The organism is Variovorax xiamenensis (assembly GCF_050916385.1).
Classification (GTDB): domain Bacteria; phylum Pseudomonadota; class Gammaproteobacteria; order Burkholderiales; family Burkholderiaceae_C; genus Variovorax.
The window spans coordinates 4,868,493-4,883,364 of sequence record NZ_CP139038.1; the positions used below are offsets into that span (position 1 = coordinate 4,868,493).

Here is a 14,872-nt window from a genome sequence, read left to right on the forward strand (position 1 = left end):
AACAAAGAACATCATGAGCCCCGCTGCGACACCCACCTACCCGCTCACGATCTATTTCGATGCGAGCTGCGCGATCTGCTCCGCTGAAATGGGCGCACTCAAGGCGCGCGACGCGGGCGGCCGGCTGCAACTGGTCGACTGCTCACCCGCCAGCTTCACCGGCGGACCCGCACCACGCGAGGCGCTGATGGCGACCATCCATGTGTCGGACGCCGAAGGCAGGGTGCATATCGGCGTGCCGGCCATACGCATCTGCCGCACGGCAGTGGGCCTCTCCAGCGGCAGTTTCCTGCTCGACCTGCCGGTCGTCGCTCCGCTGGCCGACCGCGCCTATGCGCTGCTGGCGCGCAACCGCTATCGCATCCCACGCTGGCTGGCCGCAAGGCTCGCCGGGCGCGTCGCGCCTTCATGCGACGACAACTGCCGCATCTGAGAAAAGAACCGACGAACAACCACACGAGGGAACCACCATGCCCACCGTCTTCCAGCCCGACTTCCGCATGCCGCACGAAATGTCCGCGCGCACCCGGCCCGAGCACCCCGACGCCCCCATCACGGCCGAGGACACGCAGGACTACTTCACCGAGGTCGCGACCGACTACGGCGCCTGGAGCCCCAGCTACAACATGCACTTCGGCTTCTGGCGCGCAGGCCTGAACCCATTGCGGCGCGAAGGCATGCTGGTGGAGATGAACCGCGTGGTCGGCCGCGCCCTGCGCCTCGGTGACGACACCCGCCGCTGCGTGATCGACATGGGCTGCGGCGCCGGCGCCACCGCGCGCACGCTGGTCGGCGACAGCCCATCGCTCTACGCCATCACCGTGACCAATGTGGCCGTGCAGAACCGCATCGCCGCCAAGCTCGATGCCGCCGCTGGCGTGGCCGACCACATGGCGCACATCGAGGCCGACTACACCCGCACCGGCCTGCCCGCGGCGCAAGCCGATGGCGCGTGGGCCGTGGAAAGCGCCTGCTATGCCGGCGGCACCGACAAGGCCGACTTCATTCGCGAGGCCGCGCGGCTGCTGAAGCCCGGCGCACGCCTCGCGGTGGTCGACGGCTTCCTGCTGCGCCGCCAGCCCGGTCGCCTCGCGAACTGGCTGCATCGCCTGTGGGCCGACAGCTGGGCCGTGCCCACGCTGGCCGTGCGCGACGATTTCGTCGCGGCGCTGCAGGCACATGGCTTCGAAGACGTGGAAGTGAAGTCGCTGCGCTGGCGCGTCGCACCCAGCGCGCTGCACATCCCGGTGCTCGCCACCCGCTTCACGCTGGCCGAACTCTGGAAGGCGCGCGGCAGGCTCAGCCCATGGCGGCGCAAGCACATCGTGGCCAGCTACTGCGCACTGGCGCTGGGCATGTTCTGGCGCGACTTCGACTACTGCATGGTCACCGCGACGCGCCGTTGCGACTGAACAGGCAGGCCCCGAAAACGACACAACGAGGAGAAGAAGAGGTTCCGCATGCAAAACGACTCCGAAGAAAGCAGGTTTTCCGAACTCACCCCCATCGGGCAGCCCGCCGCTGAAGAAGCACAACCCAAGCCCGTTCGCGGCATGCCTTTCGGCTGGTTCTGGCCGATGGCGGCCGGCGCCGCGATTGCGCTCGTGCTGCGCATCGTCTTCAGCAGCGCACCCGGCAAGCCCTACTCGGCCATGCTGGGCTCCTTCGTCTATTTCGTGCCCGCGGTGTGCGGCGCGGTCACCGTGTACATGGCCGAGCGCATCGAGCGGCGCAGCTGGGGCTACTACATCTGGGCGCCGTGGGTGGCGACCTCGCTCTTCGTCGGCGGCACGCTGCTGGTGTTCATCGAAGGGCTGATCTGCGCGATCGTCATCGTGCCGCTGTTCGCCACCATGGGCAGCGTCGGCGGGCTCGCGATGGGCATCGTGTGCCGCATCACCAACTGGCCGAAGCAGGCCGTCTACAGCTTCGCGATGCTGCCGCTGGTGCTGGGCGCCATCGAGCCCCAGCTGCCCAACCCCGACCGCTACTCCGACACCTCGCGCGCGCTCTTCATCGCCGCGCCGCCCGAGCGCGTGTGGCACGAGCTCAACGCCGCGTACGACATCCGCCCCGAGGAAGTCGGCGACGCGTGGGCGTATCGCATCGGCGTGCCGATGCCGATGTCGGGCGTGACGGTCGACACCCCCGAGGGCCGCGTGCGCCAGGTGCAGTGGCAGAAGAACGTGCACTTCGAGGAGGTCATCACCGAGTGGCAGCCCAACCGCCTGCTGAAGTGGCGCTTCCGCTTCTCGCCCGACTCCTTCCCTGCCGGCGCGCTCGACGACCACGTGATGATCGGCGGCCAGTACTTCGACCTGCGCGACGCCACCTACACGCTGACGCCGCGCGACGGCGGCACCGAACTTCGCGTGGCCGTTTCGTGGCGCATGAGCACCAGCTTCAACTGGTATGCCGACCGTGTCATGCATCTCATGCTGGCGGATGCCTCGCAGAACATCCTGCGCTTCTACAAGGCACGCGCCGAAACCACGGCAACCGCGGCGGCCCGATGACGATGCAGCCTGTCTTCCAGCAGGCGCTCGGCACCGACTGGGAAAAGCTGGGCGACGTCATCCGCCGCCACTACACGATGCGGCCGTTCTCCGACGACCACGTCTGCGTGCGCGGAACCATGAGCGAGGTCTGGCACGCCCCTTGGGCCGCGCTGCTGATGCCCTTCGGCCGGCTGTTCGGCGCGCTCGTGCCGCACCAGGGCAAGGAGGTTCCGATCGAAGTGCACTACCGCTGCCGCCCCGACAACGCCACGCTCTACTGGGACCGCATCTTCCATTTCCCCGGCAGGCCGCCCTTCCATTTCCGCTCGCACATGGAGCTTGCGGAAGGCCATGCCGGCGAGGTGATCGAATACGTGCGCTTCGGCATAGGCATGCGCCTGGCTGTGAGCGCGGAAGAAGGCGCGGTGGTGTTCCGCGACCGGGGCTATGTCTGGCACATCGCGGGGCTGCGCATTCCACTGCCGCTGGGCCTCTTCATGGGCACGGCCTACGTGGAGGAGCGCCCCGATCCCGCCGATGCCGACCGCTTCACCATGAAGATGCTGCTGCGCCACCGCCTGTTCGGCGACGTGTTCCGCTACAGCGGCCGCTTCCACCTCGGGCCGCGAACAGGATCACAATGAGCGCACCATGCCCCGCCGACCAGAAAACCTCTACGCCCAGTACCACGCCCACGTCTATTTCGGGCCCGACACGCTCGCGCAGGCCCGCGCCCTCTGCGAACGCGCAGGCCACGAACTGATGGTGGTGGTCGGCCGGGTGCACGAGCGGCTGGTGGGCCCGCATCCGCACTGGAGCTGCCAGCTCGCCTTCGACGCCGCCGAGTTCGACCAGGTCATCGGCTGGCTCGAAGCCAACCGCGACGGGCTCGACGTATTCGTGCACGGCGTGACCGGCGACGACCTCGCCGACCACACGACGCACGCCATGTGGCTGGGCGAGGAAAGCGAACTCGACCTGCGGATGTTCCGGCGCCAGGCCTCTTCCTAAACCGTTTCCTCCTCCTGGCCGGCGCCGTGCACCTTGAAGAAGGTGGCGCCTTCCACCTTCTGGCCGATGGCCTTTTCGTAAGCCGCGCGCACATCCTCCGGCTGCCCGGCCTGTCCGAAGAAGTCCTTCAGGTACGGCCCCAGCAGCGGATGCGCCGCCAGCTCCTTGCGCGGCAGGCCGTTGATCATCTCGTCGCGGCACGCCGAGGGCAGGAACACGTCGCGATTCTTCTCCGGATCGCGGATCAGCCCCTTCGGCTCGTGCGCCGGGTCGGCCTGCATCGCCTCCAGTTCCTCGAAGAAACGGCGGCGCATCATCACGATGCCCTTGTCGCTCTGGCCCAGCTTCTCGCGCGTGCGGTCGGTGATGGCGCCCTGCCCCACCCACACCACGAAGTCCTGGTTGGCGACGTGGCTGGTGATCCAGCGGCCCGTCACCGGGTCCTTGATCGGTCCGTACCACGAGGGAATGCGCTCCTGCACGTAGGGCTCCTGCTCGTTGGGCACGCGGCTCAGCACCCACAGCACGCTCAGCGTGTTGTGGTCGTCGATGGGCACGCGCCATTCGAAGTGATGGCCCAGGAAGAAGCCGTTCGGCCACAGCGTGACGCGGCCGGTGGTCCACATCACGTTGTCCTCGCGCTCGCCGCCGCGCAGGCGCTTGTAGACGAAGCCGTGCTCGAACTCCTCGAAGGCCAGCTTCAGGTGCGTGGGCACGTAGGGCCCTTCGTCGCCCTGCAGGCGCGTGGTCCAGTTGTTGTGGGTCCACTCGAAGTGCACGGGGTCGATGGAGTTCTCCTGGCACTGGAACCAGTTGCACGGGATCTCGGCGAACACCGCCTGCGCGAAGCCGTTCGCGCAATTGAAGAGCTCCCAGTCGGGCAGAAGCGGTGCGGGCTGCGGACCCATGTAGGCCCACAGCAGGCCGGCCTTCTCCTGCACCGGGTAGGCCTTGATCTTCGTGTTCTTGCGCATGCGCGCGCCGGGGTCCAGCGTTTCCTCGAAGGGCTGGTGCACGCACTGGCCGCTCTGGTCGTACTGCCAGCCGTGGTAGCTGCAGCGCAGGCCGCACTGCTCGACGTAGCCGTAGGACATGTCGGCGTTGCGATGCGGGCAGCGGCGGTCGACCAGGCCGTAGTTGCCGCTCAGGTCCTTGTAGAGCACCAGGTCTTCGCCGAGGATGCGCAGCGGCTTCACGGCCTTGTCGTCGAACTCGCTGGCGCCCGCGATCGGGTGCCAGTAGCGGCGCAGGTAGTCGCCCATCGGCTTGCCGGGGCCCACTTCGGTCAGCAGGCGGTTCTTTTCTTCGCTCAACATGCGGAGTCTCCTTGTTCCTTGTCGCTTGTGTTCTTCAATCGGCGCGGATGCCGAACTCGCGCACCAGCCTGCCGAAGCGCTGGTCGTCGTCCGCGATCTGCTGCGCCAGTACCGAGGGCGCGCCGCCCACGGGTTCGATGCCGAGCGCGGCCATCTTTGCCTGCACGTCGGGCATCTTCAGGATCTCGTTGAAATGCCTGTTGAGCGCCTGCACCACATCGGGCGGCATCGCCTTCGGGCCGAGCAGGCCCATCCATGCGCTCACGTCCACGTCCTTGAAGCCCAGCTCGATGAAGGTGGGCACTTCGGGCATCAGCTTCGTGCGCTGGCGCTCCGCGACGCCGAGCGGCACCAGCTTGCCCGCGGCGATGTGGCTCGCCACCGCGCCCGGCGTGATCCAGCCCACGCCGACATGGCCGCCCAGCACGTCGTTGACCACCGGCGCCACGCCGCGGTACGGCGCGTGCGTGGCCGCGATGCCCGCGTCCTTGTTGAAGAGCTCGCCCGCGATGTGCATCGGCGAGCCCGCGCCCGGCGTGCCGTAGCTGACGGCTTTGCCGGCCTTGGCTCCGGCCACGAGCTGCGCGACGCTGCGAATGCCCGTCACCGGCGCGGTCACCAGCAGCAGCGGGATGTTGCCGGTCTTGACGATGGGGGTGAAGTCCTTCACCACGTCGTGCGCAACGCCGGGGCCGGCCTTCAGCACGTGCTGCGCGATGGGAAAGGTGCTGGGCGTGAACAGCAGCGTGTAGCCGTCGGCCGGCGCCTTCGCGACCCAGACGTTGCCGATCATCCCGCTCGCGCCGGGCCGGTTGTCGATCAGCACCGGCTGGCCAGTGCGCTGCGACAGCTTCTCGGCGTAGGTGCGCGCGATGGCGTCGGTGTCGCCGCCGGCCGGGTAGGCCACGACGATGGTGATCGGCTTCGATGGCCAGGCCTGCGCCATGGCCGCGGTGACGGCACATAGCGAAAGAACGGCTGCTGCAGCGGCACGGGCCGCGTTTCGCGGGTGAAACAACATGCTCTTTTCCTTCTCGGTGGGACGACGTTGGTGTCGTCCGCACTGTAGGAACGGGGCTGCGAAGCCAGAAGATATAGTTTCACGCAGCGAACCTTTTTCCGGAGACCGGCATGTCGGACACCACGGGCGCGCAGAGCGTGAAATCCATCGACGCATTGCGCCGCGGGCTCGACGTGATGCTGGCCATCCAGCGCTCCTCGGCCGTCACGCTGCAGGAGCTGCACCGGCAGACAGGCCTGTCGAAGGCGACGCTGCTGCGCATCCTCAAGACGCTGCAGCAGGCCGGCTGGGCAGAGCGCAGCGAGCACGACCGGCGCTACGTACCCACCTCGGCCACAGGGCAGTCGGGGCCGGCGGCGGCATGGCGCACGCGACTGTCGGCACTTGCTGCGCCCGCGCGCGCCACGCTGCAGCGCGTGGTGCCATGGCCCATCGACCTGGGCGTGCGCGACGGCACGGCCATGCTCATCCTCGACACCGACAGGCCGCGCAACGGACTGGCCGTCAACTACCGCGCGCTGGGCTTTCGTCCGCCGATGCTGCTGTCCTCGCTGGGGCGCTGCTATCTCTCGTTCTGCCCGGAAGACGAGCGCCGCGAGATCCTCGCCGCGCTGGCGCGTTCGCCGACCGATTTCGACCGCAGCGCGCGGCGCCCCGAGAACATCCGCCGCATGGTGGCGCATGCGCGCGATCTCGGCTACGTGACGCGCGACCCGACCTCGACCAGCATGGATTCGCCCGACCGCTTCGGCGCGATCTCGGTGCCGCTGCGCCAGGGCGAGCGGGTGGTGGGCTGCCTCAGCTGCGCCTGGCTGCCGGCGGTGAAGAACGAACGCGAGATCGTGTTGGCCCACCTGGGCGACCTGCAGCAGGCGGCGCAGAACATCGAGCGCAAGCTGGCGCAGACCGGCTTCGAATTGCCGCCTGCATCTGCCTGACTCAGAACTCCGCGTCGAGCTCGTCGATCTCGTCGGGCTCCTGCTTGGCGGCCGCCACCCATTCCTTCATGGCCGGCAGCTCCATCACGCGCTTGCAGTAGGCGGCGCACACGGCATCGAGCGCCACGTCGTAGCTCAGGAAGCGCGTGACCACCGGCGCATACATCGCGTCGGCCATGCCTGGCTGCTTGCCGAAAAGGAAGGGGCCGCCATAGGCCTTCAGGCATTCGCGCCAGATGGCGACGATGCGGTCGATGTCCGCCTGCGCGCGCGACCACACCTTGAAGTTCTTGAAATGGGCCTTGATGTTCATCGGCAACGCGCCGCGCATCGAGGCAAAGCCCGAGTGCATCTCGCCGCAGATGGCGCGGCAATGGGCCCGGGCGGCGATGTCGTCGGGCAGCAGGCCTGCCTTGGGCTTGATCTCGTTGAGGTACTCGCCGATGGCCAGGGTGTCCCACACCTTCACGCTGCCGTGCTGCAGGGAGGGCACGAGCATCGACGAGGACAGCAGCAGCATCTCGGCCTTCATGGCCGGATCGTCGGGCGGAATCACCTTCTCGCTGAAGTCCAGCCCGGCCAGCCTGCACATCAGCCAGCCGCGCAGCGCCCACGCACCGTAGTTCTTGCTGCTGATGGTGAGAACGGGTTTGGCCATCTCGGAGCTCTCCTTGGGCGTTGCGCCTTTGCCCTTGCCGCGTGCAAGCCCCATGCCATGCAGCTGGCCCGCAACTTGCCTGCACGGGGCTCATGCTGTACCGGGCCTACCAGAACCAAGCCGACCTGCTCTCCCCGGCACGGCTCGCGGCGCAATACCTGGCCAAGGCCCTGTGGCAGGAAGGCACCGAGCGCACCATCCTGCGGCGCATGGCGGCCCAGTTCGAGGTGTTCTCGCGCATGCGGCTGACCCACACCCGGCCCGACTACGGCATCCACAGCGTGGTGTCCGACGGCTCGGAGGTGGCCGTTCACGAGGAGAAGACTCTCGTCTCGCCCTTCGGCACCCTGCTGCATTTCCGCAAGGACACCGATGCGGTGCATCCGCCCGTGCTGCTGGCCGCACCGTTGTCGGGCCATTTCTCCACATTGCTGCGCGAAACGGTGCGCACCCTGCTGCGCGACCACGACGTGTACCTGACCGACTGGCACAACGCGCGCGACGTGCCCCTGTGGCATGGCGGCTTCGGCCTCGACGACTACACCCTGCAGCTCGTCCGCTTCCTGGAAGCCGTGGGCCCGGGCGTGCACATGGTGGCGGTGTGCCAGCCCTGCGTGGCCGCGCTGGCCGCCACCGCGCTGATGGCCGAGGACGACAACCCCGCCACGCCGCGCAGCCTGACGCTGATGGCGGGCCCGGTCGACTGCCGCATCAACCCGACCGCCGTGAACAAGCTCGCGACCGACCGGCCCATCGACTGGTTCCGGCGCAACCTGATCAGTCATGTGCCGTGGCCTCACGCCGGCATGATGCGGCGCGTGTACCCCGGCTTCCTGCAGCTCTCTGCCTTCATGAGCATGAACCCCGAGCGGCACAAGAAGCAGTTCGAGGACATGTACAGCCATCTGGTCGAGGGCGACATCGAGAAGGCCCGCACCATCGGCACCTTCTACGACGAGTACCTGGCCGTGAACGACCTGCCGGCCGAGTTCTACCTGGAGACGGTGGAGCGCGTGTTCCAGACCTACGACCTTCCGCTGGGCAGGCTCACCGTGGGCGAGCGCACCGTGAACCCCGCCGCCATCCGCCGCACCGCGCTGCTCACGGTGGAAGGCGAGCGCGACGACATCTGCTCCGTGGGCCAGACGGTCGCGGCGCAGGACCTCTGCACTGGCATCCGGCCCTACATGAAGGCGCACCACCTGCAGGCCGGCGTGGGGCACTACGGCGTGTTCAGCGGCAGCAAGTGGAACGCGCAGATCTATCCGCGCGTGCGCGAAACCATCCATGCCGCAGCCGAGCTGAACGGCTGAGAGACCCCTTCCAATCTGGCAAAGGCCGTGAGGCCATTGTTTGCCCTTGGGCGCGGGGCTTCCTACACTCGGCCGCCATGCAACGCCAGCCCGTCATCCGCAGCACGCCGCGCGCAGTCTTCACTGCGCGGACGGCCGCAGGGTCGCACCAGACCCTCGCAGATCTCTGAGCCCGGCGGTCAGCCTCCTTCCCCCTTCTTCAGCACCATTCATCGACCGCCGGGCCCAAGCCCCGCGCGGTAGCGCGCCCGCACGGGCGCGCCGCGCTCTCCCCAGCTGAATCCCTTGCCCGCCGCCAGCCGCTTCGCCGTGGCCGGCGGCCGGCTTTGCCATGCGGAAAGAGCACTGACGATGAACAACATCCAATCGATCCTGGCGGTGACGGACCTGTCGGCGCACGGCCTGCGCACTGTGGTGCGCGCGGCCTCCATTGCGGCGGCGCACGGCGCGCTGCTGAAGATCATGTACGCGCCCGCGGCTTTCGCGGGCACTGCCGATGCCGATGCGGCACGCGGCCTTGGCGCCGTGTGCCTCGAGGTGGCCGAGCGCTTCGGCATCCTCGTCAAGAAGATCGACGACACGCACGGGCGGCTCGACGATGCCGCCCGCGAGGCACGCTGGTGCGACCTCGTGGTGATCGGCGACGAACCCGACCGTTCGCTCGCCGCCTTCTTCCGGGGCCAGCCAGCCGAACGGCTGCTGCGGGCGGCGCAACGGCCCGTGCTGGTGACGCGGCTGCACGCACAGGCCGCCGGCTACGCGCGCATCCTCGTCGCCATCGACCTCGTCGAGGAATCGCGTGCCCTGGTCGATCTGGCCTGCGACTTCGACGGCCAGGCCGACATCGAGCTGTTCCATGCCTTCACGCCCATGCACGAAGGCAAGCTGCGCTACGCGGACGTGTCGGCGCACGTGATAGACGCCTACCGCCACGCCTGCGCCCGCCAGGCGCGCGAGCGCATGCTGTGGCTCTCGGACGCATCGAGCGCGCGCCGCAACCGCGTGGTGTCGTCGATCGGTCGCGGCGACCCGGCGCGGCAGGCAGCCGTCCAGCAGCAGTACACCGGGGCCGACCTGCTGGTGGTCGGCAAGCGCAGGCGCTCGGCGTTGACGGACTTCCTGCTCGGCAGCGTGGCGCTGCGCGTGCTGCGATGGTCCACGGGCGACGTGCTCGTGGTGCCGCATGGCGTGCAGGCGCGGCATTCCGCGGCATTGGCGCAAAGGGGCGCGGCATGACGTCGCTGGCGCTGCCATTTCCGTTTCTTCCCCTGCTGCCGTGCTGGCGCTTCAGGCCGGCCGAACTGCGCATCGACGTCGATCCGGGCAGGGCCAGCCCCGTAGACACGCTCGCGCCCGTGCACGAACGCATGCGCGCCATGCACGACCGCCTGCAGGAGATGCCTGGCCTCGCGCTCGACGACCCCGGCCTGCGCGCACGCTTTCGCGAGGCCGACGGCGAGTTCTACGTCTACATCGAGGATCTGCGCCGCGACATGCTCGTCGGCTACACCGTGTTCAACCGGCTGATCGAGCTGAGCCGCAGGGCCGACCGCCACATCCGCGCGCCGCATTCGCAGTACCACCCGGCCTGGCAGCGGCGCGGGCTGGCCTCCGCCGTCTATCGCTGGGCGCTGGGCCGAGGCATCTGCCTCATGAGCGGCGCGCGGCAGTCGCCGGGCGCGCATGCGCTCTGGCAGCGCCTGTCACTCCGCTACGAGGCCGGCTTCGCCGACCTGCGATGCAAGCAGCTGAACTATCTGGGCCGCGAGATCGGTGGCGCCACGCTCGACTCGCTGCACACGCGCATGTTCCTGCTCGGCGAAGGCTGGACGCTGGAGCGCTTCCGCTGCGAGACGCAGATGGACTAACGCCTCAGCGCCGCGTCCGCATGCCCTTGCCGCTCACGCGCCGCACCGTCGCCTCGCCGGCCTGCGGCAGCCGATCGCGCAGGAAGGCGATGAGCTCCTGAGCCACCACGTTGCGCATCGGCCCCGGCAGGTAGGCCAGCACCACGCGGCGCTCGACGCGCGGCTTCAGCAGCGACACGACGGCCAGTTCGGGATCGCGCAGCGACGATGTGTACAGGCGCGGCATCAGTCCCAGAGCCTGCCCGCCGCGCACCAGCGCATAGAGCGTCTCGGAGTAGCTCACGCGATACGGCTGCGGCCCTTGCGCGAACTGCGCGCGCGCCGGGTTGCCCAGCGCCGGCATGCTGCCGCTTTCGAAGAGCACCAGCCGCTCCTTGCCGATGGCCTCCCAGGTGGCATCGCCGGCCGCCGCCAGCGGGTGGTCGCGCCGCACCACCAGCACCAGCGGGTCGCGAAACAGGTCGATGCAGGTCAGCCCGCCCGGCGGCTCGGTGATGGCGGCCACCGCCATGTCGATCTGGCCACTGCGCAGTTCGGCCAGCAGGGCGTTCGACGGGGCATCGCGCCAGGACAGCTCCACCTCGCGATGGCCGCCTTGCAGGAATTCGCTGGCGGCGGCCGCCACCCGCGCGCTGGCCGAGGGGATCACGCCGATGCGCACGTAGGCCCGGCCGCGCTGCACGGTGCTCTCGATGTCGCGCAGCGCCACCTCGAAGGTGTTGACCAGGAAGTCGGTGCGCGCGAGCACCTCGGCGCCGACGGGCGTGAGCTCGAGCCGGTGGGTGGAGCGGGTGAGCAGCTCGGCGCCGAGCAGCTTCTCCATCTGCTTGATGGCGTTGCTCAGGGCCGGCTGCGTGATGGCCAGCCGCCGCGCGGCCCTGCCGAACTGGCCTTCTTCCACCAGCACCGAGAAGAACTGCAGCTGTCGCAGCGTGAGCGCGCGCAGGGGCAAGGCGGCCATGGCGAATCCCCGGTTATTGATTCAGTGAATCAAATTATAGAAATTCAAAATTTTCCTTATGGGCACTGCGTTACTAGACTGCCCGCCATGATCAGCCCCACCCACGCGCCCCTCACGCTGGAGGCGATGCTGCACGCGATGCCCAAGGCCGAGCTGCACTGCCACCTGTTCGGCACGGTGCGCCACGAGACCTTCAAGCAGCTCAATCAGCGCGCCGGTTCGCCGCTGGCAAGCGACGAAATCGAGGGCTTCTACACGCGCGGCGAAAAACCGGTCGGCGTGCTGCGGGTGCTGCGCGCGCTCGACGCCCAGCTGGTGCGCAGCGCCGGCGACATCTACCAGCTCACGCTCGAATACCTGCAGGACGCGGCTTCGCACAACGTGCGCCATGCCGAGTTCTTCTGGAATCCCACCGGCACAGTGCACGAGTCGGGCATTGCGTATCCGCTAGCGCAGGGTGCCATCGTGCGCGCCATACACGACGCGAAGCAGGAGTTCGGCATCGACGGCCGCCTCATCGCCGCCATCGACCGCGAGGCCAGCCCCGAGGCGGCCGTGGAGATGGTCGAATGGGTCAAGGCCCACCGTTGCGACGAGGTGATCGGCATCGGCATCGACTACCGCGAGGTCGACCGTCCGCCGGAGATGTTTGCCCGGGCCTATGCCGAGGCGAAAAAGGCCGGCCTGAAGACCACCGCGCACGCCGGCGAGTTCGGCATGCCCTGGACCAATGTGCGTACCGCACTCGACGAATTGCAGGTCGATCGCATCGATCACGGCTACACGGTGGTCGACCAGCCCGACTACGCGCACAAGTGCGCCGAGCGCGGCGTGATCTTCACCGTGGTGCCCACCAACTCCTACTACCTGCGTACCTTGCCTCCGGAGCGCTGGGCCCTGGACCACCCCATCCGCCGCATGCCCGGCCTGGGCCTGCGCATCCACCCCAACACCGACGACCCGACGCTGCACAAGGTCACGCCCACGCAGGCTTGGCTGATGATGGTGCGCGACTTCGGCTTCGGCCTGGACGACCTGCGCGGCTTCATGCTCAACGGCCTCGACGGCGCCTGGATCGACGACGCCCAACGCCGCGAATGGCGCACGCAGTGGAGCGCCGAGTTCGACGCGCTGCGCGCGCGGCTCGACACCGAACCCGCCCCCACCAACCACGAATGACCCACGCCATGAACACGCACCGCCGCCTGCTTCTCGCCGCCGCCCTCTGTGCGGCCCTGCCCACCGCCGCCCTCGCGCAGGCCTGGCCCTCGGCCAAGCCCATCACGCTGATCGTTCCCTTCACAGCCGGGGGCAGCGTGGACGTGAACGCGCGCCTCGTGGCCCAGCGCCTCGGCGAGCGGCTCAAGCAGTCGGTGGTGGTGGAGAACGTGGCGGGCGCGGGCGGCGCCATCGGCGTGGCCAAGGCCGTGAACGCGGCACCCGACGGCTACACGCTGGTGGCCGGCCCCGACAGCGCCATCGCCATCGGCAAGCTGGTGAACCCCTCGGCCTTCCGCTTCGATCCGCTCAAGGACCTGGCGCCGGTGGGCATGCTCAACACCGCGCCGATGGTGCTGGTGGCACGGCCCGGCCTCGAGGCACAGACCTTCTCCGACTTCGTGAAGCTGGCCAAGGCCAAGCCCGGCAAATACAACTACGCGACCTCGGGCGTGGGCACCGTGCTGCAACTGGCGATGGAGCTGCTGAAGGAACGCAGCGGCATCTTCGTCACGCACGTGCCCTACCGCGGCGGCGCGCAGATCGCCACCGACGTGATCGGCGAGCAGGTCGACCTGGCGATGCTGGTGAGCACCAGCGCCATCCCGCACGTGAACGGCAAGCGGCTCAAGGCGCTGGGCATCACCGGCACCAAGCGGCTGGCCGCGCTGCCCAATGTGCCCACCTTCGACGAGATGCCCGGCCTCAAGGGCTTCGACATGGTGAGCTGGACCGGCATCTTCGCGCCCGCGAAGACGCCGCCTGCCGTGGTCGCGCAGATCAACCAGGAGCTCAATGCCGTGCTGCAGGAAGAAGGCGTGCGCAGCAAGCTCGTGGAGCAAGGTGCGCTGCCGGGCAGCGGCACGCCCGAGTCCTTCGCGAAGTTCGTGCAGGCCGAGTACGCGCGCAACCAGAAGATCGTGCAGACCGCCAACATCAAGGAGTGAGCCTGTGAAGAAGACCCTGCCCATGCTGTCCCGCCGCGCCCTGCTGGGCGCATCCGCCGCCGGCCTCGCGGGCATGGCCTTCGCACAGAGCCCGAGCCCGGCCGAACTGGCACAGGCGCTCGCCGGCACGCCCGCCACCCGGCTCCCGCCTGTGACGGGCAAGCGCCAGGTCATCATCGACACCGACCCTGGCCAGGACGACGCCATCGCCCTGCTGATGGCCATGGCCGCCACCGACCGGCTCGACATCAAGGCGCTGACCGTGAGCGTGGGCAACCTGCCGCTCACGGTGACCGAGAAGAACGCGCGCATCGTGCGCGACTGGGCCAACCGGCCCGAGGTTTCGGTCTACGCCGGCTATCCGCGCCCGCTGGTGCGCGAACCCATCTTCGCCGACGACGTGCACGGCAAGACCGGCATGGAAGGCCCGACGCTGCACGAGCCGCGCGGCCCGCTGGAGCCCAAGCACGCGGTGCAGTACATCATCGAGACGCTGCGCGCCGCCCAGCCGAAGAGCATCACGCTCGTGGGCCTGGGGCCGCTCACCAACTTCGCGGCCGCGCTCAACTCGGCGCCCGACATCAAGGCGGCCATTGCCGAGATCGTGGTGATGGACGGCTCCTGGGGCGTGGGCGGCAACATCACGCCGGCCGCCACCTTCAACGTGTATGCGGACCCCGAGGCCGCCTCGATCGTGTTCCGCAGCGGCGTGCCGGTCACGGCCATGTCGCACGACGCCGCGCGCCGCGTGCTGCTGACGCCCGATCGCATCGCGCCCTTCCGCGCCATGCGCAACAACGCCGGCAAGGTGGTGGCGGAGATCTTCGACTCGATGATGGCCTACGGCCTGCGCCGCCGGGGCGTGGCGGTCGGGCCGATCTACGACCCGTGCGTGATTGCGTACCTGCTGAAGCCCGAGCTCTTCAAGGGCGCGAAGGTGAGCGTGGATGTGGAGACGAGGGGCGAGTTCACGACCGGCGCGACGGTGGTCGACTTTCGCGGCTACAACCGCCGCACGCCCAATACGCTGTGGATCAGCGAGGCCGATACCGAGGGCTTCTACGCCCTGCTGCAGGCGCAGATCGCGCGGCTGCCCTGAACAGGGCCCCCCGCGCAAAGGGAG

At 68.7% G+C, this 14,872-nt stretch carries 16 protein-coding genes; 12 read left to right on the plus strand and 4 right to left on the minus strand.

Going from position 1 to position 14,872, the window contains the following annotated elements; translation table 11 throughout:
• Positions 1-13 precede the first annotated feature (13 nt).
• The 5 genes from SFB74_RS22285 to SFB74_RS22305 are packed head-to-tail and all read left to right on the plus strand — an operon-like array spanning position 14 to position 3,509.
• Positions 14-433 (plus strand): thiol-disulfide oxidoreductase DCC family protein, encoded by a 420-nt coding sequence (locus tag SFB74_RS22285; protein WP_432726460.1) that lies wholly within the window; start codon positions 14-16, stop codon positions 431-433.
• Between the two features lie 37 nt (positions 434-470).
• Positions 471-1,412 (plus strand): SAM-dependent methyltransferase, encoded by a 942-nt coding sequence (locus SFB74_RS22290; protein WP_432726461.1) that lies wholly within the window; start codon positions 471-473, stop codon positions 1,410-1,412.
• 48 nt (positions 1,413-1,460) lie between these two features.
• Positions 1,461-2,516, plus strand: coding sequence for an SRPBCC family protein (locus SFB74_RS22295; RefSeq protein WP_432726462.1), 1,056 nt, complete (start codon positions 1,461-1,463; stop codon positions 2,514-2,516).
• Entirely contained in the window at positions 2,513-3,142 is a 630-nt protein-coding gene (locus SFB74_RS22300) for a DUF4166 domain-containing protein (protein WP_432726463.1), read from the plus strand. The genes SFB74_RS22295 and SFB74_RS22300 overlap by 4 nt, the downstream gene beginning before the upstream one ends.
• Before the next feature lie 7 nt (positions 3,143-3,149).
• Positions 3,150-3,509 (plus strand): DOPA 4,5-dioxygenase family protein, encoded by a 360-nt coding sequence (locus SFB74_RS22305; protein WP_432726465.1) that lies wholly within the window; start codon positions 3,150-3,152, stop codon positions 3,507-3,509.
• Here SFB74_RS22305 and SFB74_RS22310 read toward each other — a convergent pair.
• The gene (locus tag SFB74_RS22310; protein ID WP_432726466.1) at positions 3,506-4,825 is read right to left on the minus strand and encodes a Rieske 2Fe-2S domain-containing protein; all 1,320 of its coding nucleotides are present in this window, start codon (positions 4,823-4,825) and stop codon (positions 3,506-3,508) included. The genes SFB74_RS22305 and SFB74_RS22310 overlap by 4 nt on opposite strands.
• Before the next feature lie 34 nt (positions 4,826-4,859).
• Positions 4,860-5,846, minus strand: coding sequence for a Bug family tripartite tricarboxylate transporter substrate binding protein (locus SFB74_RS22315; protein WP_432726467.1), 987 nt, complete (start codon positions 5,844-5,846; stop codon positions 4,860-4,862).
• Positions 5,847-5,956: 110 nt separating this feature from the next.
• Here SFB74_RS22315 and SFB74_RS22320 point away from each other — a divergent pair, with 110 nt between their 5' ends.
• On the plus strand, positions 5,957-6,784 hold the full coding sequence (locus tag SFB74_RS22320; protein WP_432726469.1) for a helix-turn-helix domain-containing protein: 828 nt from the start codon (positions 5,957-5,959) through the stop codon (positions 6,782-6,784).
• A 1-nt stretch (position 6,785) separates the two neighbouring features.
• Here the strand turns inward: SFB74_RS22320 and SFB74_RS22325 are convergent, their stop codons facing one another.
• Positions 6,786-7,442, minus strand: a complete 657-nt coding sequence (locus SFB74_RS22325) for a glutathione S-transferase (protein WP_093209685.1) — start codon at positions 7,440-7,442, stop codon at positions 6,786-6,788.
• 92 nt (positions 7,443-7,534) lie between these two features.
• Between SFB74_RS22325 and SFB74_RS22330 the strand changes: the two genes are divergently transcribed.
• The 3 genes from SFB74_RS22330 (at position 7,535) to SFB74_RS22340 (ending at position 10,623) form a co-directional block, all read left to right on the plus strand.
• A complete protein-coding gene (locus tag SFB74_RS22330) occupies positions 7,535-8,755 on the plus strand; it encodes a polyhydroxyalkanoate depolymerase (protein ID WP_432726470.1) in 1,221 nt (406 codons plus the stop codon).
• A 351-nt stretch (positions 8,756-9,106) separates the two neighbouring features.
• Positions 9,107-9,991, plus strand: coding sequence for a universal stress protein (locus SFB74_RS22335; RefSeq protein WP_432726471.1), 885 nt, complete (start codon positions 9,107-9,109; stop codon positions 9,989-9,991).
• Positions 9,988-10,623, plus strand: coding sequence for an N-acetyltransferase (locus SFB74_RS22340; RefSeq protein WP_432726472.1), 636 nt, complete (start codon positions 9,988-9,990; stop codon positions 10,621-10,623). Before SFB74_RS22335 ends, SFB74_RS22340 begins: the two co-directional genes overlap by 4 nt.
• 4 nt (positions 10,624-10,627) lie before the next feature.
• Here the strand turns inward: SFB74_RS22340 and SFB74_RS22345 are convergent, their stop codons facing one another.
• On the minus strand, positions 10,628-11,584 hold the full coding sequence (locus tag SFB74_RS22345; RefSeq protein WP_432726474.1) for a LysR family transcriptional regulator: 957 nt from the start codon (positions 11,582-11,584) through the stop codon (positions 10,628-10,630).
• Between the two features lie 87 nt (positions 11,585-11,671).
• Here SFB74_RS22345 and add point away from each other — a divergent pair, with 87 nt between their 5' ends.
• The 3 genes from add to SFB74_RS22360 are packed head-to-tail and all read left to right on the plus strand — an operon-like array spanning position 11,672 to position 14,848.
• A complete protein-coding gene (gene add / locus SFB74_RS22350) occupies positions 11,672-12,763 on the plus strand; it encodes an adenosine deaminase (protein WP_432726476.1) in 1,092 nt (363 codons plus the stop codon).
• Positions 12,764-12,771: 8 nt separating this feature from the next.
• Positions 12,772-13,749: a Bug family tripartite tricarboxylate transporter substrate binding protein gene (locus SFB74_RS22355; RefSeq protein WP_432726477.1), complete on the plus strand. Its 978-nt coding sequence runs from the start codon at positions 12,772-12,774 to the stop codon at positions 13,747-13,749.
• Between the two features lie 22 nt (positions 13,750-13,771).
• Positions 13,772-14,848, plus strand: a complete 1,077-nt coding sequence (locus SFB74_RS22360; RefSeq protein WP_432731979.1) for a nucleoside hydrolase — start codon at positions 13,772-13,774, stop codon at positions 14,846-14,848.
• Positions 14,849-14,872: the final 24 nt, after the last annotated feature.